This is a genomic window from Dorea sp. AM58-8 (assembly GCF_003464045.1).
GTDB classification, from domain to species: Bacteria; Bacillota; Clostridia; order Lachnospirales; family Lachnospiraceae; genus Claveliimonas; species Claveliimonas ammoniilytica.
On sequence record NZ_QSDM01000004.1, the window covers coordinates 61680 to 81141 of the forward strand.

Sequence of the window (19462 nt, forward strand, 5' to 3'; positions counted from 1 at the left end):
GCAAAATGAAAAAGAAATTAGTAAGCATTTTATTGTGTGTATCAATGGTATCCGCAATGGTAGCAGGATGCGGAAGCAGTTCTTCAGACGAGAAGAAAGAGGATACTAAGACAGAAGACACAGAAAAGAAAGATGACGCAAAGGAAGATGCTGCGTCAGGAGAAGACACATTGTTTACTCAGGCGATGGCACAGGTAGACGAAGACTTTGCACCACTGCCGAAGAAAGACAGCGGAGTGAAGCTTGCAGCTATCGAAAGTACACTGGCTAACTCTTTCTGGGTAACTATGCAGGAAGGTTACGAAGACACAGCCAAAGAGTATGGCGTAGATATTGACGTGCAGGCAACGGATTCTGATACAGATACAGCTGGACAGCTGAATATTCTGGAAAATATGCTCGTTAAAGATTACGCAGCAATCGCTGTATCTCCACTGACAGGTGACTGCCTGATTTCCGGTATTGTAAAAGCTAATCAGGATGAAGTACCGATCATCACAACAGGTAACGAAGTGGATGCTGATGCATTGAAAGAAGCCGGCGGATCTCTGACAGGTATGATCACGGTAGACTTCAAGTCTCAGGGAGAAATGGGAGCTCAGTACATCATTGATAATAACAAGAGCGACAGCAAGAAGGTAGCTGTTATCGCTGGTAACGAAGGTGGTACACAGGCAGACGCTCGTAGAGATGGAGCAAAAGAGACATTTGAGGCAGCCGGTTATGATGTAGTAGCAGTTGAGCAGTGTGATTTCGACGTACAGAAAGCATATGATGCAGCTACAGCTATTATCGAAGCTAACCCGGATCTTGCAGGTATCGCTTGTGGTAACGATGATATGGCACTTGGTGTTGTAAAGGCTCTTCAGGAAAAAGACATGAAAGATCAGGTTATGGTAGTTGGTGTTGACTTCACAGAAGAAGCTAAAGCAGCAATCGAAGACGGAACATATGATGCAACAGTAGCTATGTCTCCATACCTTATGGGTAGAGAAGCTGTTATCATGATGCTGAAAGCCCTGGAAGGACAGGAAGTAACAAGCATTGGCGACAGCACACCAATGGCACTGGTTAATGCTGACAACGTAGCTGAGATGTCTGACTGGCACTAAGCGTTAGGAAAGTAATGAGGCGGAAATACCCGCTTGATCATAAGGGGGAGATGTGTAATACATCTCCCCTTTCGTGCATATGGGCAGGAACAGTGGCTGCCCGCGTGCTATAATAGAGGCGAGGTGATGAATGTGTATAGCTTAAATGACAGAATCCTGGGATGTCTGATCGGAGCAGGAGCCGGCGATGCCATGGGAGCAGCAACTGAGAGCCGGACGACCGAACAGATCCTTCAGTATTTCGGACACAAGGTGACAGATTTTGAAGTGACGCCAATGGATACATTTGCCAAAGGCAACCAGCCGGGGCAGGCAACAGATGATTTCAGTTCGGCGTATTTTATTACCAGACATATTATCGACCACGATGGTGAGATTACGTCCGAAGTGGTAAAAGAGGCATTAATTGACTGGTCAGAACACCCGATATTTTTTGACCGTTTTGCGGGACCGACAACTCGTATGGCGATTCGCCGTTATAAGGGAGAGGAGATACCGGAATCTGATGCGATCCAGCTACTTCCGAGACAGGCAACCAACGGTGCGGCCATGAAGATTGCACCAATCGGTCTGTTTAATCCTGGTAATGTAGATCAGGCAATCTATGACGCAGCGGTAGTAACCATGGTAACACATGATAATTATCTGGCGATTTCCGGCGGAAGTGCGGTGGCAGCAGCGGTTGCGGAAGCGGTAACACCGGATGCGGATGCGTACAGCATTATTCAGGCAGGGATCTACGGTGCGAAAGAGGGAGCACGCATCGGCAGAGAAATGGGCAGAGATGTAGCTGGCCCATCGGTAGTAAAACGAATTGAGATGGCGGTAGATATCGGACTTGGCAAGGGGACACAGGAAGAGAAAATGGTCGAGATTGCAGAGCGGATCGGCATGGGACTTCATGTAGCAGAAGCAATTCCGAGTGCATTTGGCTTCTTCGCTGCAGGCAGCGGGAATCCGATGGATGCAATTATCGGTGCGGTAAATGCGGGATACGATACAGACACAGTAGCGACCATGGCGGGAGCAATTGCAGGAGCACTGTCGGGATCAGCAGCATTTCCGGAGCATTTCTTACCGACAATGGAAAAAATCAATGGATTTGAGATCCGTAAAATGGCAGACGATGTAGAGCGGATTGCAGGTATCAGACAGAAACGGGGTGAGCAGAATGTACGATAAGATATTGGGGTGCCTGCTGGGCGCAGCGACGGGAGATGCGATGGGAGCAGCTACAGAGGCCAAGTCTACCGGACAGATCAAGGAGATCTTTGGCGGACGTGTGGAATCTTTTCAGGAACCGCCAAGAGACGTACAGGCGAGAGGACGAAAGCCGGGTCAGGTGACGGATGCATTCAGTATACCGTATATGTTGACAAATGCAATCGTGCAGGCAGATGGTAAGATTACCAGAGAGATCGCAATGGAATCCCTGTTGGAGTGGGGAGATACCGAGTATTTTGAACCATTTGCGGGCATGACCACCAGAAAAGCAATTATTGAGATGAACCGGCAGAAGAAAATGAATACCTGGGATTATATCGGACATTTGGGCAATAAGCTGTTTAAGGGACACTATTATGCACTGTCCTCTAATGGAGCTGCGGTAAAAGCGTATCCGGCGGGCTTGTTCAGCAATGGAAATGTGGATAAAGCAATTGAAAATGCAATGGAGATTGCGATATCTTCCCACGATGATCCCTGGTCAGTGTCAGGAGCATGCGCGATCGCGGCAGCAATCTGCGAGGCTATGAAGTATGATGCAACTGTATACAACATTGTGCAGGCAGCAAAATATGGATGCAGGGAGGGCGAAGCGCTTGCCAGAAAACGGACAGATATTCATGTGTATCCGGGACCATCGGTTGCAAAACGATTGGATATGGCAATTGACCTTGCACTCCATACTTCAGACGATAAGAATCCGGTTGATGAGCTGCGTGACCGCATCGGAAGCGGACCGGCGATTGCAGAGACGGTACCGACAGCAATCGGTATTTTTATCGCAGAGCGCGGTGATAGCATGAAATGCATTTGCGATGGAGTAAATATCGGAGATGAGACCAGTGCGATCGCAAGTATTGTGGGAGCGCTGTGCGGTACGTTTCGCGGAAGCAGGAGTTTTCCGGAAGACTATCTGGATTTCTTAAATGAGCAGAATGGATTTGATCTGGAACTGCAGGCAGGAGCAGTGTTATCAGCATGCGAGAATTTATCATAGAGTCGGCGCTGTTGACACATGGCCTGAAAAGTATCAGCAGTGAGCGTTTGAAACAAGAATTGGATAAAAAATGGAAGATTGCATGGCTGGATCACAGGCAGACGATTGTAGGAAATGTGGACGAGTTCTGTGAGTTTCGGGAGCGGGCAGCAGACTATGGGCGCGTGAATTATTTTAATTACGATCAGGCAGTTCGTGCAGGGAGGTCAGGCGCATTGACCGCATCGGGAGCCATGCGGGTGTGTGAAGACAGAAAGATTCCGCTTGTGGTGACTTGTGGAATCGGAGGATTAGTGCCAGATCAGTGCGCAGAGAAATGCAATGATCTGCGGGCGTTGATGCAGTCGAAAGTGTCGATGCTGGCAACGTCATTTAAAGATATGTTTGATTTTTTATACTCGGTTGAACAGGCAGAAAAATCAGGTGTCCGGGTATGTGTGTCTGATGAAACACTGCCGGGAGGATATGTGTTTCTGCCTCGGGAAGCATCTGGAACAAGACTTCCTGAGGTAAAGACTGCCACACCTCATATGCTGTGCCTGAACCCTATCCCGGTAGAGAAACGGATTCAGGATCGCGGTATATTGGAAGATGCAGTTATTTACGGAAAAAAACAGGAAAAGCAAGGGTGCTATTTTCATCCGGCGGTGAATGCAAAGATTGATGAATTGACAGGTGGAAGATCGTCAGAGATCCAACTGGAGTCATTGATTGCCAATGCGCACTTTGCAGAAGATATATGAGCATAATGGATGTAAATTGATAGTAGGAAGGATAAAGACATGAGAACAAAACGGACCGTCACCAGACGGATACAGGTATTAAAAGAAAATCGAAAGAAATATGCCAGAACATCCGAGATTCCGGTGCGTGATGATGCATACCGGGAGGCGGTCCGGGAACACCCGGAGGCATCTGTGGAAGAACAGTATGCATATGGATTTGCAAATACACTGGCGAAAAAGGAGATTCTTATACCAGAGGATGATCTTTTGGCAGGGTATTTGTTTCAGTATGCATATAATGTGAATTTCCCAATGAAGGTATCAGAAGACTTTGATCCGGCAGAGCGTGCGAAGTTCCAGATGGACATGGAGCGAGAAATAGAAGAAACAAAAGAATTGCAATCAGAATCTGCATCAGATGAGCTGGATGAATTTGCGGATGCTGTGGAGACCTGGCTTGTGAAACACTGGCATTCGGGACATACGCTTGCCGGATATGAGATGCTTCTTAACACTGGATGGGGAGCATTGCTCTCGCGGGTGGAAGAACAGCTTGGAAAAGCGCAGAGTGAAAAAGAAAAGCAGACGGCACATGCGTTCTGTATTGTATTAAAAGCATGTATGAGTTACATGCACCGCTATCTGGAAGAAACAGAAAGGCAATTAAATAAGTTAAAAAGAAATAATAAAATTGACAATAATGATTATGACGACGGATTCGGAACCAGGAGGGAATGTTTGGAACGAATGCGGGACGCATTGATGAATATAGAGACAAAGGCACCGGAGACATTTTATGAGGCGTTGCAGTTACTGACGCTTGCCAATGAGATGATGTACTGCGAGAATATTCCATCGGGCATTTCTCTTGGCAGGATTGATTATTATCTGTATCCGTTTTACCAAAAGGATGTGGATGCAGGAAGACTTAATTATGAAGAAACGGGTGAATTGATCGAGGCTTTCTGGCTCAAATGCAGCTGTCAGAAAAAAGCTTATCAGAATATGACTCTTGGCGGATGTGATGCGGATGGCAGATGCGCGGTGAATGATCTGACTTACCTGTGTCTGGAGTCTGCAGCAAATCTTCGTGTGGATCAGCCGTCGGTGAATTTCCGGTGGACAGATGATATGCCGGAAGAGGCATGGCAGGCAGTGCTTGCATTGATCCGAACGGGCATGGGATTTCCGGCGCTCTTTTATGATCCGTGCTGCATGAAAGCGCAGATGAAAAATGGTGTGTTGAAAGAAGATGTGTGGAATTATGGATTTGTAGGCTGCGTGGAAATGGCGATTTCGGGGAAGGAAAATGCGATGACGGAGCTGGCAAGGCTGAATCTGCCAAAGCTTCTGAACCTGCTTCTACATCAGGGGAAAGATACCTGTAGTGACAAAACATTCCGGATGAAGAATCAGAAAAGCTTAGTTGAATTTGAAACTTATGAAGAACTTGAACAAGCGTATCTGAACGAATTGGAATACTGGGTACGAAAGATTATCCGCAATCTGAACCGCATCGAGCATCTGTATGCAGAGAAATATCCCCTTCCGTATCTGTCTGTGCTGACGGAAGATTGTATAGGCAGCAGAAAGGATGTTATGGCAGGCGGTGCGAGATATACCGGCGTGGGATTTAATCTGGGAGGCATTGGGACAGCAGTAGATGCATTGGCGGCAATCCAGGATGTGGTCTATGATAAGAACATGCTTACGCTGGAGGAATGTGTGGAGATTACAGATCATGATTTTGAAAATGCCGATTATATGCTGCAGTATATGTCAGCGCGTGCACCGAAATACGGTAACGATCAGTGTAGAAAACAGGATGCCGATCGGATCGCGGTCAAGATGGAAAGAATGGTATCAGACATTTTGAAGGAATACCGGAATTACTGGGGTGGTCCATACCGGTTGGGATTATATACAGTAGAAGATCATGCTATTATGGGCATGCACACAGGCGCAACAGCAGACGGAAGAAAGAGTGGAGAATCCTTGTCTAACTCGTCTGGAGCATCCCAGGGAAAGGATACCCATGGACCAACTGCACTGATTAATTCGGTTACGAATTTTCCGATGGAAGAAGCTGGCAATGGCATGGTATTAGATGTGAAATTTACGCCATCTTTATTAGAAGAAGAGACCGGGAAACGGGCATTGCGGAGTTTGATTGAGACGTATTTTCATAAGGGTGGCATGGAAATACAGATCAGTATAGTGTCAGTGGAGACACTTACGGCAGCACAGGAGCACCCGGAGAATTACGCGGATCTGATCGTGCGGGTGTCGGGATTCAGTGCATATTTCTGCTCGCTCAGAAAGGCAACGCAGGATGAGATCATCAAGCGGACAGAACATGTGATGTAAGTGCATTTGGTTGAAAGATATTACAGGTTTGGAAAGAGGCTATGGGATGACAAAGGAAGAACTTTACCGAGAATTGGTGAAGCAGAAAATGGAAATGACACCTGGCGAACGGATGAAAGCATACATGGCAGGAGAAGAAGTGGACTGCATTCCGCACAGGTTATTGTCAGCGGATGATGCCCTGGGTGTGGCATGGGGATATTCCAAGCATGATCTGTATAACAACCTGGATGTTCGTGCAGCGCAGCTCAGGAAGAAGCAGGAATTATACGGTGATGCATCGATTCCGTTCAAATTGGGACTTCGTGGAATGGGAATCGCCCTTGGCTCAGAGGAAATTGTATCAGATCGCGGAGAAAATGATATTGGCAGACGTTTTTTAGATACATATGATAAATTATACGTTTTGGAAGAATTTGAGGTGGAAAGCAATCCATGGATGCAGAAGAAGATTGAGACTGTGCGGGAAATGAAACAGAGACTTCCAGAGTTGAAATACAGTGGTGGTATGGCAGGACCGATTACGACAGCGATTGCTATGCGACCGATTGAATATGTGTTGCGGGACATGCGGAAGGCACCGAAGGAGTTACATCGGCTGTTAGAATTAATTGTTGTGTGTAATCTAAAATATGTACGGGCTGGGTATGAAAAGCTGGGAATTACATCCTGGTCGATTTCAGATCCTGTTACTACTACAGATATTCTAGGCGTGCGGTATTTCAGAGAATTTTCCAGTCCATATCTGAAGAAGCTTCACGATGGCATTGTTCATATTACGGGATCGGAACCTACGATTCATATCTGCGGACACAGTAAGCTAATCTGGGAAGATCTCGCAGATTGTGGATTTACAATGCTAAGCGTGGATAACTGTGAAAATATGTTGGATTTTCAGCGAATTGTCGGTGATCGGATGTTCCTGACCGGCAATGTACCGCCGGTGGACGTGATGCGGAACGGAACCATTGATGATGTGATCGAGGCTGTGAAAGGGTCCTTACGTACCGGAGCAGAGAACCCAAAAGGGTTCATGCTGAATACAGGGTGTCAGGTATCGATGGGAGTACCTCTTGAGAATATGGATGCGTTTTTCTATGCAGCACGGAAATACGGTGCTGGGGCACAGATCGGACAGATGCCGAAAGGGATGAGCGCTGTACTTTGAAAATTATATAATTACCTGCATAACAAAGTATTTATCTGCAACAGAAAACTGGCAATTTCCACCGAGCTTTTCAGTTACATACCAGATGCTGCGCGTACCGAATCCATGACCGATCTCGGAAGTCCGAGGCAGTCCGTCGATAATCTCTGGTGGGGTGGCATATGTGTTTTTCAGGGATAATAGTAATTTATTCTCTTTTATATGTAAGTCTAATTTAATGAATCGTTCAGTTTCCGGAAGTGAGGATACAGCATGAATTGCATTTTCCAGACCGTTGGAAAGAATAGCTGTCATATCGATATCCGAAATAGATAATTCTTCCGGGAGCTGAATGGAATATTCAAAACAAATCTTATGATGTTCTATTTCATTTCTGTGAGAAGATAGGATTAAGTTTACAATTTCATTTTTACAATACCTTTGCATGGCGGTTTGATCAGATGTGTGAATCACTTCACGGATGTATGCAAGGGCTTTGTCATTTTCATCATTTTCAATATAAGATACAATGCTTGATAAAAAGTGTCTCATATCGTGGCGAAGGATAGACACGGCGCGTTCAGAACGGCGGATTGCTTCCAGTTCTTTTTCGGTCTGGACTCGTTTCATTTCCATTAACTGGTTCCGCTGTTCGATTTCTTTGCTGGTTTCATATTCCTTAAAGTACAAAAACAGAAACATCAGATAGGTGATGCAGAGTACAAATCCCAGGAATTCTCCGACAATCTCAAGCCCGGAATAAAGCAGGGAAGTGTAAATACTGGTTACATAGTCGAAAATATAGTAAACAAATGGCATAAAGCCCAAAATTGCCAGAGATTTGGCATTCTTTTGGAGAAGCTGGGATGTGATGTCTGACACATAATGTATCAGCAGGATAAATACGATGATAGTTACACAGATCCGGACACTGTAATAGATCCATTCTTGATGTGATACAGTCAAAGCAGCAATGCCAATCCAGTTACTGATCTGACAACAGAGATAAGCAGTCAGAACAGAGAGTATGGACAGAACGAAATTATATTTATAATAAAGTGTAAGAAAAAGCACCAATGGGATATGAATGATCAAAGGATATACCTGTTCGGTAAATGATGTTCCATATAACAGAAAAGAAAGTGCATAAACAACGCCTGTGAGACAGGAAAAAATCAGTAAGTGAAGATTATTTTTTCGGTTAAGACGTACGCCGAGAAATGCTGCGGATGCATAGACGCCAAACAGTAATGTAGTTGCATTATGGATCAGACTTAAAATATTTGTAAGCATAGTGAATACCTCTTAATCCCGGAACATCTGTGCAAAATATGCTTCTTTGAAAGCCTTTGCATAACCACGGGCGATCGGGATGGACCTGCCGGATTTCATTGTAATCTGTGTTGTGGTGAAATGATCTACATTCTGCAGATATACCAGATAACTTCGGTGGCACTTGAAGAAACGATTATCTTCTGTAAATCTGCTTTCAAATGAATGAAGAGGCTCGGATGCTTCCAGTGTGTCGCCTGTGCAAAGGTGAAAAACAACTTTTTTATTCTGTGCTTCGGCATATTCAATGTCATGAAGATATAACTTCTGATAACCAAAAGAAGTTTTGAGGATGATATGTGCAGGTTCATCGGTAATAGCATGTGCACATTCATCAAGCATATCTTTGAGCTGTTCATAAACAATGGGTTTCAGAACGTAGCCTTGTGCTTTTACCTCGTAGGACTCCAGTGCGAATTCCGGGGAAGAAGTCAGGAAAATGATTTTAACAGCTTTATCTGTCTGACGAAGTTCTCTTGCGGTATCCATGCCATTCAAAAGAGGCATGATAATATCCAGAAATATGATATCCATGCGTTCATCGGCATTGGCAGCAAGCAGGTCATCTCCATTGTTGTAAGAAGAGATGCTGACCGGGAACTGTCTTTCTTCTGACCATTTATTAATAAATTTAATTGCGAGTTCCAAGAACAGCGGACTGTCATCGCATACGGCTATCTTAAGCATAATTTTACTCCAATTCTTTGCATAATATCTCTTTTTATTTTATATGAAAATCCATCTGCTTTCAATGTGATTCGTATGCAGTTCACACCGTCAGAATTGCATTTCGCGCTATATAGGGAGAAAATGACAATAATAACGGTATAATATTGAAGTATATATGGGGAGAATTTGAAAAAGTTCAAAGGAGAAAACAGATGAATACGATGAAGAGAAGAGTCGGAGCATGTCTTATGGCACTGGCGATGATCGTGACGATGCTGCCGGGACTGTCGATTACAGCAAAAGCGGCGACAGATTATGGTCTGGTGGTTGACTATGCAAGAGTTACCAGTGACAGAACAAGCGGGGATGGATGGAGCTATAATCCAACTACAAATACGCTGACTTTAAATGGTTATAGTTATTCCAAAGATGGCTGGGTAGATGGAAGTTACAGTGGAGGTATTTATGCATATTCCAATTTGACAATTGAGCTTATAGGTAACAATTCTGTTGATAATACATTTTCAAATGCCTATTGCTGGAATTGTGGAATTTATGTGAAAGGCAGTCTTACGATTAAAGGAAATGGTTCTCTCACAACCAAGGGTGGTGGGGATAGAGTAAGCTATGGTATCAAAGCTAACCGTCTGACTGTAAATAGCGGTACAATTACTGCGCTAGGAAAGACTGCACGAGAAAGCAACGGTATTGATATATCGGAAGATATAATTGTGAATGGCGGTGTGATTACTGCAAGCGCAGCTACGTCTACGGAAGGAGATGCTTTCGGTATTGCGTGCAGGGGCTCATTTACCATGAATGGTGGCAGAGTAAAAGCGACAGCAGAGAATGCAACAGGTGCAAACAGGTACAGTTATGGTATTTGGGCAATAGGAACGATTTCCAACAATGGAGGAGTGTTGTCAGCGGAAGGTAAGTCATACGCACTGTATAGCGGCAACAACGTCTATCCGGAAGGATATAATGGCAAGGATACAACATTCCAAACCTATGAAGATGCCGCATCTAATATGTACGTCGTATCCGGAGTGAATAATAACGGATGGTCTAACAGAGAAGTGAAGCTTACAGCGGCATCCGGTTATACGATCGGAAAGACAGCCAGTCAGTTTGGCAGTAGCATTTCATTTACGGATGCAACAGACAATGGCAGTGGAATATTTTATATTAAGAAGAATTCAAATGGAACGATATATAAAGGAAGCATTTCTTATAAGATTGATAAGACTGCACCGTCAGTCAGTGGAGTAAAGGATGGCGGAGTATACTGTGTGTCAAAGGAGATTACTGTAAAGGACAGTCATCTGGCGGAAGTGAAAGATGGAAGTACGGTAATTGCTACAGCGAACGGAACTTATACATTATCAGCCGGAACGCACAATATTACAGTGACAGACCTTGCCGGTAATAGCACAAGCATGACAGTTACAATAAATGCATCACATACACCGAATGAAGATGATGGAGACTGTACTACCGCAGTAACATGTAAAATCTGCGGAAATGTTGTAACACCAGCGAAAGAGCATAACTTTATCTTGAAATCAGATCAGACAGGGCACTGGAAAGAATGCCAGAATGAGGGATGTGAACAGACGAGTGCTAAGGAAGCACATGTATCAAGCGGAGCTGCAACGGAAGATCAAGCAGAGACCTGTACGGTATGTGGTTATACGATCAATGCGCCATTAGGTCATGTGTGTAAGAATCATCTTCAGAAAGTGGATCCCGTAGCAGCAACCTGTACAACAGAAGGGCATCAAGCATATTACAAATGTACATGCGGAAAAATATATTCTGACGCTGAAGCACAGAATGAGACAACAGAGTCTGAGGTTACTATACCAGCGAATGGACATTCTTACGCAGAGTCGGTATACACATGGAACGAAGATAATCTGACCTGCACAGCAGTAAGAACCTGTAAGATCTGTAATGATCGGGAGAGTGAGATCGGTACAGCGGTTACAAGCGTAACACCAAAGGATGGCTGCAAGAGTCCGGAGAAGACTGTGTATACAGTAACATTTGCTAACAGCGCATTTACAGCTCAGACGAAAGAAGTGATAACACAGGAAGCTGATGCACATACATCATCTGAGTGGATTGTAGATAAAGAAGCGACAACAGCAGAAGCAGGCAGCAGACACAAAGAGTGTACAGTCTGCAGAAAAGTGTTGGAGACAGAGACAATTGCGAAGTTAGCATCATCGAAAGATAATACAAAACCATCTGGAAAGAATGATGTGGATAAGAAGGCTGCGGATAAGAAAGCTGATGTGAAACCGGTATCGAATGTTCCGAAGACAGGAGATACCAGTCATGCAGGTGTATGGGTAATGCTGATGACAGCAGCTGTGCTGAGTGGAATCTGTGTAATCTTGAGGCGGCGCAGAACCATATAATAAGAATGGATAAAGTTAAATCCCAGGAGCGATTAAAGTTCCTGGGATTTTTATATGAAAATGATATTTGCTGTTGACGAAGAAAAGACGCCGGAGGGCAAGAAGCTTCCGGTGGAGCATTGCATCAAGGGAACGAAGGGATGGATGATCGCGGATGGTCTGGAAGTGGACGGCGCAGAGTACATAGACAAACCGAATTTTGGATGGTCACATTGGAATGAGTGGACATTTGATGAGATTGAGATGGTCGGTCTATGTACAGACATCTGTGTGGTATCGAACGCATTGATCCTGAAAGCCGAGTTCCCGGAAGTGAAGATCACCGTAGATGCATCCTGCTGTGCAGGTGTTACGCCTGAGAGCCATGAGGCGGCTCTTTTAACCATGAAAATGTGTCAGATTGATGTGATAAATGAATAATCTTTAGTATTTTTCATAATGAATCTTATCGGCAGAAAGCGCGGACAGTTCGGTCTGCGCTTTTTCTTCTGCAGGCATACCCAGAGAAAGTGTTGCCTCCAGGCGGTAGTCAGCCGGGTAGCCGAGCAGGTCACGCAGATAATCTTCGGTTGTGGTGTCATTTGGTGTCATGCGGAGACGTCCCTGGATCCAACAGCTTCCGATGCCGAGTGTAGAGGCAGCGAGGTGCATGTTAGACATGGCAATGGAACAATCCTCTACCCATACATCAGTCTTGCTTTCGTCAGCAATAACGACGATCGCGGCGTTAGCATTGGCAAGCATTTTGGCAGCACCAACACGGCTTTCTGACATTTTCTGAAGAGTTTCTTTGTTACGTACTACGATAAATTCCCAAGGGCGTGCAGCACGGCCGGATGCAGACAGAAGTCCTGCCTGAAGGATGGTCTGCAGATCCTGATCGCTGATGTTGGCGTCTGTGTATTTGCGGATGCTGTGTCTTTTCTGAAGCATTTCTAATAAACTCATAATACAATCTCCTTTACGATTTGATAAGCTCATAGTAGCACAGAGAAAGTTGTGAAACAAGTGGGCTGTTGACATAGTACCATATCTGTTGAAATACGAGAAAAATTCGCCTATAATTGTTGATATGAGTGCATGAGCCGGTTGAGAGATAATCAGTGTGCTCATCATTGAATGGGACAATCGAGTATCGTATCTTGCCAATCCATTTGGGGCAATAAATAGCTAAAAATGAACGAAAGGGAGCCAAATATTTTGAATACAAAAGAGATAGAAGTGACGCTGGAGCAGATCACAGATTGGAAAAAGGAAAATGTTGTCTACATAGATACACGCGGAGCGATTGCGTATCAGCATGGTCATATAGAAAATGCGCAAGTGTTTGAAAATATGGATGTAGTGAAAGAACAGATACCGTTACAGGAGAATAAAAAGTATGTTGTATACTGTACATATGGTGAGACCAGTTACGAGATTGCGCAGGAACTCCGGGAAATGGGATATGATGCTTATAACCTGAAGGGTGGATATCGTTCATGGCTTCTGAAACATACCTCTGGATATAGCAGAGAAGAATTACTCCGTTATGACCGTCAGATCATTCTGCCGCAGATCGGAATGGATGGACAATTGAAATTAAAGAATGCGAAAGTGCTGATCATAGGTGCAGGTGGATTAGGTGCACCGGCAGCATTGTATCTTGCGGGTGCAGGAGTTGGCACGATCGGGCTGATGGATGCGGATGCCGTGAGTATGTCGAACCTGCAGAGACAGATCATCTTCAGTGAATCGATGGTGGATCAGAATAAGGCAGAATCTGCAAAACAGGTGTTGGAACATCTCAACAGCGGGATTCAGGTGAAAGCATATAAGGAATTCATCACGCCGCAGAATGCCGAAGAGATCATATCGGAGTATGATTTTGTTATCGATGCAGTGGATAATTTTGAAGCAAAGTTCCTGATCAATGATGCGTGTGTACTGGCGGGCAAGCCGTTCTGCCATGCGGGCATCCTGAGATTTCAGGGGCAGGTAATGACCTATGTGCCGGATGGCAAGTGTACCTGCTACAGATGCATCTTTGAAGAGATACCGGAGCCGTCCAGTGTCCAGAACTGTTCGCAGGCGGGCGTGATCGGTGCGATGGCGGGAATCATCGGAAGCGTGCAGGCATTGGAGGCGGTGAAATATTTTACCGGTGCAGGTGAATTGCTGACCAATAAAATGTATGTATTTGACGGACTGACGATGGAGAACCGTATTGTCAGATTCCCGAATCGTAATGAAAGATGCCGTGTGTGTGGAAAGGACGCGGACATCAAGAGCGTGAAGGGCAATGCGGCAGAATACCGGAGAAAAGGATGTGAAATCCAGTCGATGTAGTTTATCAAAGAGAGAAGTGAACGATGTGGAAATTAGTATCTTAAATGCAATACAACATATGCGAACACCAATCCTGGATACGATTATGTGCGTGATTACAAAACTTGGAAATGCAGGAATGATATGGATTCTGTTGGCGGTAATCTTGTTGATTATTCCGAAGACCAGACGGACCGGAGTGATTCTGATGCTGGCGCTGTGCGTGGATGTCGTGCTTTGCAATGGAATCCTGAAGAATCTGGTTGGACGAATCAGACCGTTTGATGTGAATACATCGATACAGCTTCTGGTCGCAAGACCACATGATTATTCGTTCCCATCCGGACACACAGCGGCGTCCTTTACGGCAGCGATGGCACTCTACCTTGCCGGAGAGAACAAGATGTGGAAACCGGCACTGGTACTTGCCGTGCTGATCGCATTTTCCAGATTATACCTGTACGTACATTATCCGACAGACATTTTGGGAGGAATTATAACTGGATGCATTGCGGCCTATATCGGATATCGATTGGAAGAAGGCGTGCTCCCACGTTTGAAATGGAAACGGTGAAGATAAGAACCTAAATCAGGAGACCGTCTGTAATATAAGCAGAACAGTCTCCTGATTCATAAGGGGATATAATGGATTAATACTCGTCGTCAAACATGAAATCATCATCAAGACCGCCGTAACAGTTATCACTGTTATTGCCGTTATTACAGCCAATCGATACACCTTTTTTTATCGGTGAGATCAGAAAGCCGTGGATCATTCCGTACAGTACACAACAGGTGGCTACGAGAATCTTCTCGGCTGGTGTCCAGTCTCGGCAGAGAAACTCGGTAAAGCTTTTTCCAATTTTTTTAATTACGATCAATGCTCTCATATGTCGAACTCCTTTCAGAACGCGTTATTATACCTATTTCCATTATAACTGTACAGGAAAAGAAAGTAATATTAGAAAAAATAATAATGTTATTTAAAATAGTTATAGAAAAAACCAATAAATACATTTTACGCATTGAAAAAATCATGATACAATCTGGAATAAAAGGTTACTGTTCAGCTCCTTCGCACAAGAAAGGCTGTTATAGCATGCTTGCATGCAAGTAACAGTTTTTCTTGTATGGAGGGGCTGAATGGAATTGTTATAGAACTTGGGAAAAGGATGAATTGGAATGAATTATTATAAGATCGTACAGGGAATTCTGGACATTGGAGAGGGGATGCTCAGGAGCGGAGCAGAGAACTTCCGTCTGGAAGACAGCTTTTATCGGATGTGCAGAAGCTATGGGTTTGTAAAATCGGATGTATTTGTTATTCCGAGTAATATACAGGTGACGGTAGAGACTCCGGAAGGTGAGATTATCACACAGATCCGTCATGTCAATGGAGGAGAACCGAATTTTGACAGACTGGATTATCTGAACAATCTTTGCCGGTATGTCTGTCAGAATACACCGGATGAAAAGGAGCTGCATGAGAAGTATCTGGAAGTTATGAACCGACCGAAGCAGAAGCGGATCACCCGTTATCTGGCGGGCATTATGGGTGGTACAGGATTCGCAGTATTCTTTGGAAGTAATACGAAGGATGCGCTGGTAGCAGCGGTTGTGTCAATTCTGATCGTATATGTGGGTGACTTGCTGTCGAAGAGAGAAGATAACCTGATGGTATACAATACGCTGATGGCATTTATGGGGGAACTCATCATTATTCTGGCAAGCAGGGTTGGACTTGCGGATCATCCGGATCGGATTATGATCGGTATCGTCATGCTGTTGATCAGTGGACTCAGTACGACAAATGGTATCCGGGATATCCTTCAGAGTGACTTTATATCAGGATTTTTACATATTATGAGTTCGATGCTTGGCGCTGCGGGTATCGCATTTGGAATCGCGATAGCACTGCTGATGTTCCATGAGGGCACAACAGATACATTCATCCTGAATCACAGTATACTGATCCAGCTTATTTCCTGTACGATTGCATGTACCGGATTTGCATGGTGGTTTAAGATACGAGGAATACAGGTAGTGTATAGTGGTATTGGGGCATTTTTTACATGGGGGATTTATGTGGTGGTATATGCGATAAAACCAAGTAATTTCCTGGCGACGTTGATGGGGGCGATTTTTGTGGCATTTTATGCATTTGTCATGTCGCGTGTTAATAAGGCGCCATCGACCATATTCCTGACAGCATCGGTGTTTCCGCTGATCCCAGGACCGAACCTGTATTATCTGATGTATGCATGTGTGGCAGGAGACATTTCACAGGCATTTGGCGAGACCGTGGTTTTATTTGCAACCTGTCTGGCAATCGCGTTTGGATTTATTATTGTAGATGTAGTATCCAGAAGCATTATGTATGGAATGAAGAGGGAATATCATCTCAGGAGGATGTAATGGGAGAATATAAAGAATGGAAGTTATACTATGAGTACAGCTTCCATTCTTAATTGCACATTACGCGAAAATCTAGGGTTGACACATGGATTAGAAAGTGCTAACCTTTTCTTGAAAATACAATATCTTCGGGGCGGGGCGCAATTCCCCACCGGCAGTAAAGTCTGCGAACTCTGAACACAGTCAGAGCCGAACTGGTGAGATTCCAGTACCGACGGTTATAGTCCGGATGAAAGAGGATGTACATAGAAGAGCAGATATCGATGAAGGAATCAGGAGATTCCGATATCCGTATAAAGATGTAGATCAGGCAGTCCCCGAATGGGACTGCCTTTATTCGTGCAACAAACGAGATGACATTGATTACACAACTATGTACAGAGCTCCCCTGAAAGAATGGGAGGAAGAACATCATGAGTAACACAACAGAAAAGAACACATCAAAAACAGCGGCAATACAAGTTGGTACACAGACCACAGGCAAGGCGCGTTATCTTACGGTAATTGCGTTGATGGCGGCAATTTCCTATATCCTTGCATTTCTGGAAGTGCCGATGCCGTTAGCACCGTCATTTGCCAGAATGGATGCATCGGATGTACCGGCATTGTTGACTACATTTGCATTAGGACCGGTGGCAGGCACCGTTGTAGAACTGATTAAGAATGTACTGCAGGCACTGTCTACTTCAACCGGTGGAATCGGTGAGCTGGCGAATTTCCTGATGGGTGCAAGCCTGGTATTTACCGCAGGACTGATCTATAAGCAGAAAAAGACCAGAAAGATGGCAGTAGTATCCGGTGTGGCAGGAAGTGTGGCAATGGGTATTATGGCGGCAATTATGAATTACTTTGTGCTGCTTCCGATGTATCAGATCTTCATGCCGATTGATCAGGTAATTGCATCATTTGCTGAGGTGATTCCATTTATCCATACCAAACTGGATGTAGTGTTGTACAGTGCGCTGCCGGGCAATATTCTTAAAGGTCTGATCGTATCAGTGATTACGATGCTGGTGTATAAGCGTGTATCTCCGGCAATGAAAGGAATGAGGTAATTCAGTGGAAGTTAAAGATATTTTCCGATATGTGGTAGAGGAAATACATACATCTATCATGGCGACAACAGACGAGGATGGGCATCCTGTGACCTGCGCCATTGACCTGATGGATTGTGATGATGACAGTATATATTTTCTGACTGCCACGGGAAAGGGATTTTATAAGAGATTGATTTGTTCACCGCATATTGCGTTGACGGCTCTGAAAGGAACGGATACCATGCACAGTGTGGCGGTATCTGTTGCCGGAGAGGTGAGAGAACTTGGACCGGAGTTACTGCCGAAACTTTTTGAAAAGAATCCGTACATGTATGATATTTACCCGACGGAAGAATCCCGAGGCGTGCTGACGGTATTTCAGATCTTCCGTGGTCAGGGCGAATGGTTCTCGTTGCAGACAGAGCGGATTGAGAAGAAGAATTTCGCATTTGGCGGAGAACAGGTAAAGGGCGAAACGTATAAAGTAGAGGAAGGCTGTATCGGCTGCGGAGCCTGCCAGAATGCCTGTCCGCGCGCCTGCATCCGGATGGATGGCGGGCATGCGGTGATCGATCCTGTGACCTGTATCTGTTGCGGCAATTGCAAAAAGGTCTGTCCGGTCGGAGCAATTACTGCCGGGGAAATGTAGTTGAAAGTTTGTCTGCGTCATATTACAATAGGTTTAGCGCTCAGAGCATGATTGAGCATATGGTTCTGAGGTAATTATATTTACATGGACAAATACGAGAGGTTATAGATATGGCGGACAGAGAAGAATTTCAGAAAAAATTAGCGGAGCTTCTTGCGAAAGCAGCAGCGCAGGGTAACCGTATGACACAGGAAGAGCTGGTAGCATTTTTCCGTGACGAGAATCTTACGGAAGAACAGATGGAGCTGGTGGTAGAATTCTTGATGGCACAGAAGATTGAGGTGGCGGGATATACAGGTCATGCCAGCGAGAAAGCCGAAGAGGAAGATCCGAAAGCCAGCCTTACCGAGCAGGAAAAGGCGTATGTGGCAGAGTACTTGCAGGATATCAGCAACATGGATGTGACGAATGAGCAGGAAGCAATGTTGGATTATTACCTTCCGAAGGTAGTAGAAGAAGCAATCAAAGTGCACACAGCGGGCGCATTTATCGGAGATCTGATCCAGGAGGGAAGCCTGAGTCTGATGATGGCAATGAGTGAAGCAGAAGGCGAGCCCGTGGAAGAAGAGATTCTTGAGAAAGTCCGCATGGATATGCAGATGACACTGGAGTCGCAGAGTGAGACGAAGCGTCAGGAAGACAAGATGGTGCAAAAGGTATCTGATCTTGACGAGACCATTCGCAATATGAAAGAAGAGTACGGAAGGAAAGTATCTGTAGATGAAGTTGCAGACCGGATGCAGATATCCGAGGATGATGTGGCAGATATTATGAAGCTTGCCGGAGAAGAAATCAAAGACGAAGAATAAATGAAAAAAGATTTGAGGTGTCCGTATTAATGGACACCTTATTTATTATACTGAAGCCATAAATGAGAAAAAAGCCTGAAAACAAGGCAATGGCGGAGGTGTAAATATGAAAGGATATGCAACGGCAGAAGGTTATATGGGATACGTGGAAGACGAATATATGTTATTTGCCAGCGAGGCAGATTACCGAGATTATATAGAATGTGTATAGAGATTGAAAAGCAATTCTAAGTGTGCTATGATGTT

At 44.7% G+C, this 19462-nt stretch carries 19 protein-coding genes and 1 riboswitch; of the genes, 15 read left to right on the top strand and 4 right to left on the bottom strand.

The window, feature by feature from the left end:
• The first annotated feature begins 5 nt into the window (after window positions 1-5).
• From DXA18_RS04635 to DXA18_RS04660, 6 genes are all read left to right on the top strand, one after another.
• The gene (locus tag DXA18_RS04635) at window positions 6-1112 is read left to right on the top strand and encodes a sugar ABC transporter substrate-binding protein (protein ID WP_118382890.1); all 1107 of its coding nucleotides are present in this window, start codon (window positions 6-8) and stop codon (window positions 1110-1112) included.
• 126 nt (window positions 1113-1238) lie between these two features.
• On the top strand, window positions 1239-2294 hold the full coding sequence (locus DXA18_RS04640; RefSeq protein ID WP_118382891.1) for an ADP-ribosylglycohydrolase family protein: 1056 nt from the start codon (window positions 1239-1241) through the stop codon (window positions 2292-2294).
• A complete protein-coding gene (locus DXA18_RS04645) occupies window positions 2284-3333 on the top strand; it encodes an ADP-ribosylglycohydrolase family protein (protein WP_118382892.1) in 1050 nt (349 codons plus the stop codon). Before DXA18_RS04640 ends, DXA18_RS04645 begins: the two co-directional genes overlap by 11 nt.
• On the top strand, window positions 3315-4076 hold the full coding sequence (locus DXA18_RS04650; RefSeq protein WP_118382893.1) for a pseudouridine-5'-phosphate glycosidase: 762 nt from the start codon (window positions 3315-3317) through the stop codon (window positions 4074-4076). Before DXA18_RS04645 ends, DXA18_RS04650 begins: the two co-directional genes overlap by 19 nt.
• A 39-nt stretch (window positions 4077-4115) precedes the next feature.
• The gene (locus tag DXA18_RS04655) at window positions 4116-6425 is read left to right on the top strand and encodes a pyruvate formate lyase family protein (RefSeq protein WP_118382894.1); all 2310 of its coding nucleotides are present in this window, start codon (window positions 4116-4118) and stop codon (window positions 6423-6425) included.
• Between the two features lie 46 nt (window positions 6426-6471).
• On the top strand, window positions 6472-7593 hold the full coding sequence (locus DXA18_RS04660; RefSeq protein ID WP_118382895.1) for a uroporphyrinogen decarboxylase family protein: 1122 nt from the start codon (window positions 6472-6474) through the stop codon (window positions 7591-7593).
• A 3-nt stretch (window positions 7594-7596) separates the two neighbouring features.
• Here the strand turns inward: DXA18_RS04660 and DXA18_RS04665 are convergent, their stop codons facing one another.
• Window positions 7597-8865 carry a sensor histidine kinase gene (locus DXA18_RS04665; protein WP_118382896.1) on the bottom strand — a complete coding sequence of 423 codons (1269 nt, stop codon included), beginning with the start codon at window positions 8863-8865 and terminating at the stop codon, window positions 7597-7599.
• 12 nt (window positions 8866-8877) lie between these two features.
• Window positions 8878-9591 carry a LytR/AlgR family response regulator transcription factor gene (locus tag DXA18_RS04670; protein ID WP_118382897.1) on the bottom strand — a complete coding sequence of 238 codons (714 nt, stop codon included), beginning with the start codon at window positions 9589-9591 and terminating at the stop codon, window positions 8878-8880.
• Between the two features lie 194 nt (window positions 9592-9785).
• Here DXA18_RS04670 and DXA18_RS04675 point away from each other — a divergent pair, with 194 nt between their 5' ends.
• Both DXA18_RS04675 and DXA18_RS04680 read left to right on the top strand, forming a co-directional pair.
• Complete coding sequence (locus tag DXA18_RS04675) at window positions 9786-11999, top strand: hypothetical protein (protein ID WP_118382898.1); 2214 nt, start codon at window positions 9786-9788, stop codon at window positions 11997-11999.
• 54 nt (window positions 12000-12053) lie between these two features.
• A complete protein-coding gene (locus tag DXA18_RS04680) occupies window positions 12054-12419 on the top strand; it encodes a cysteine hydrolase family protein (protein ID WP_118382899.1) in 366 nt (121 codons plus the stop codon).
• A gap of 3 nt (window positions 12420-12422) precedes the next feature.
• On the opposite strand, the gene DXA18_RS04685 is transcribed toward DXA18_RS04680, so the two are convergent.
• On the bottom strand, window positions 12423-12947 hold the full coding sequence (locus DXA18_RS04685; RefSeq protein ID WP_118382900.1) for a nitroreductase family protein: 525 nt from the start codon (window positions 12945-12947) through the stop codon (window positions 12423-12425).
• A 252-nt stretch (window positions 12948-13199) separates the two neighbouring features.
• Here DXA18_RS04685 and moeB point away from each other — a divergent pair, with 252 nt between their 5' ends.
• Window positions 13200-14327, top strand: coding sequence for a molybdopterin-synthase adenylyltransferase MoeB (gene moeB, locus DXA18_RS04690; protein WP_243007037.1), 1128 nt, complete (start codon window positions 13200-13202; stop codon window positions 14325-14327).
• A 25-nt stretch (window positions 14328-14352) separates the two neighbouring features.
• Window positions 14353-14880, top strand: a complete 528-nt coding sequence (locus tag DXA18_RS04695; protein ID WP_118383022.1) for a phosphatase PAP2 family protein — start codon at window positions 14353-14355, stop codon at window positions 14878-14880.
• Between the two features lie 76 nt (window positions 14881-14956).
• Here DXA18_RS04695 and DXA18_RS04700 read toward each other — a convergent pair whose 3' ends face one another.
• Window positions 14957-15196 (bottom strand): hypothetical protein, encoded by a 240-nt coding sequence (locus tag DXA18_RS04700; protein ID WP_118382902.1) that lies wholly within the window; start codon window positions 15194-15196, stop codon window positions 14957-14959.
• Between the two features lie 292 nt (window positions 15197-15488).
• On the opposite strand from DXA18_RS04700, the gene DXA18_RS04705 reads away from it, so the two are divergent.
• From DXA18_RS04705 to DXA18_RS04720, 5 genes are all read left to right on the top strand, one after another.
• Window positions 15489-16721 (top strand): threonine/serine ThrE exporter family protein, encoded by a 1233-nt coding sequence (locus tag DXA18_RS04705; protein ID WP_118382903.1) that lies wholly within the window; start codon window positions 15489-15491, stop codon window positions 16719-16721.
• A gap of 120 nt (window positions 16722-16841) precedes the next feature.
• Window positions 16842-16966: riboswitch (FMN riboswitch) on the top strand.
• A complete protein-coding gene (locus DXA18_RS15615; RefSeq protein ID WP_158567089.1) occupies window positions 16951-17142 on the top strand; it encodes a hypothetical protein in 192 nt (63 codons plus the stop codon). It overlaps the preceding riboswitch by 16 nt.
• Window positions 17135-17776, top strand: coding sequence for an ECF transporter S component (locus tag DXA18_RS04710; protein WP_118382904.1), 642 nt, complete (start codon window positions 17135-17137; stop codon window positions 17774-17776). Before DXA18_RS15615 ends, DXA18_RS04710 begins: the two co-directional genes overlap by 8 nt.
• Window positions 17777-17780: 4 nt before the next feature.
• Window positions 17781-18407 carry a 4Fe-4S binding protein gene (locus DXA18_RS04715; RefSeq protein ID WP_118382905.1) on the top strand — a complete coding sequence of 209 codons (627 nt, stop codon included), beginning with the start codon at window positions 17781-17783 and terminating at the stop codon, window positions 18405-18407.
• Between the two features lie 110 nt (window positions 18408-18517).
• On the top strand, window positions 18518-19216 hold the full coding sequence (locus DXA18_RS04720) for an RNA polymerase sigma factor region1.1 domain-containing protein (protein WP_118382906.1): 699 nt from the start codon (window positions 18518-18520) through the stop codon (window positions 19214-19216).
• The last annotated feature ends 246 nt before the right edge of the window (window positions 19217-19462 follow it).

Excerpts from the sequence above, each read along its gene's own strand:
- DXA18_RS04635 (WP_118382890.1), top strand. The coding sequence starts at position 6 with ATGAAAAAGAAATTAGTAAGCATTTTATTGTGTGTATCAATGGTATCC.
- DXA18_RS04640 (WP_118382891.1), top strand. The coding sequence starts at position 1,239 with ATGAATGTGTATAGCTTAAATGACAGAATCCTGGGATGTCTGATCGGA.
- DXA18_RS04645 (WP_118382892.1), top strand. The coding sequence starts at position 2,284 with ATGTACGATAAGATATTGGGGTGCCTGCTGGGCGCAGCGACGGGAGAT.
- DXA18_RS04650 (WP_118382893.1), top strand. The coding sequence starts at position 3,315 with ATGCGAGAATTTATCATAGAGTCGGCGCTGTTGACACATGGCCTGAAA.
- DXA18_RS04655 (WP_118382894.1), top strand. The coding sequence starts at position 4,116 with ATGAGAACAAAACGGACCGTCACCAGACGGATACAGGTATTAAAAGAA.
- DXA18_RS04660 (WP_118382895.1), top strand. The coding sequence starts at position 6,472 with ATGACAAAGGAAGAACTTTACCGAGAATTGGTGAAGCAGAAAATGGAA.
- DXA18_RS04665 (WP_118382896.1), bottom strand. The coding sequence starts at position 8,865 with ATGCTTACAAATATTTTAAGTCTGATCCATAATGCAACTACATTACTG.
- DXA18_RS04670 (WP_118382897.1), bottom strand. The coding sequence starts at position 9,591 with ATGCTTAAGATAGCCGTATGCGATGACAGTCCGCTGTTCTTGGAACTC.
- DXA18_RS04675 (WP_118382898.1), top strand. The coding sequence starts at position 9,786 with ATGAATACGATGAAGAGAAGAGTCGGAGCATGTCTTATGGCACTGGCG.
- DXA18_RS04680 (WP_118382899.1), top strand. The coding sequence starts at position 12,054 with ATGAAAATGATATTTGCTGTTGACGAAGAAAAGACGCCGGAGGGCAAG.
- DXA18_RS04685 (WP_118382900.1), bottom strand. The coding sequence starts at position 12,947 with ATGAGTTTATTAGAAATGCTTCAGAAAAGACACAGCATCCGCAAATAC.
- DXA18_RS04700 (WP_118382902.1), bottom strand. The coding sequence starts at position 15,196 with ATGAGAGCATTGATCGTAATTAAAAAAATTGGAAAAAGCTTTACCGAG.
- DXA18_RS04705 (WP_118382903.1), top strand. The coding sequence starts at position 15,489 with ATGAATTATTATAAGATCGTACAGGGAATTCTGGACATTGGAGAGGGG.
- DXA18_RS15615 (WP_158567089.1), top strand. The coding sequence starts at position 16,951 with ATGAAAGAGGATGTACATAGAAGAGCAGATATCGATGAAGGAATCAGG.
- DXA18_RS04710 (WP_118382904.1), top strand. The coding sequence starts at position 17,135 with ATGAGTAACACAACAGAAAAGAACACATCAAAAACAGCGGCAATACAA.
- DXA18_RS04720 (WP_118382906.1), top strand. The coding sequence starts at position 18,518 with ATGGCGGACAGAGAAGAATTTCAGAAAAAATTAGCGGAGCTTCTTGCG.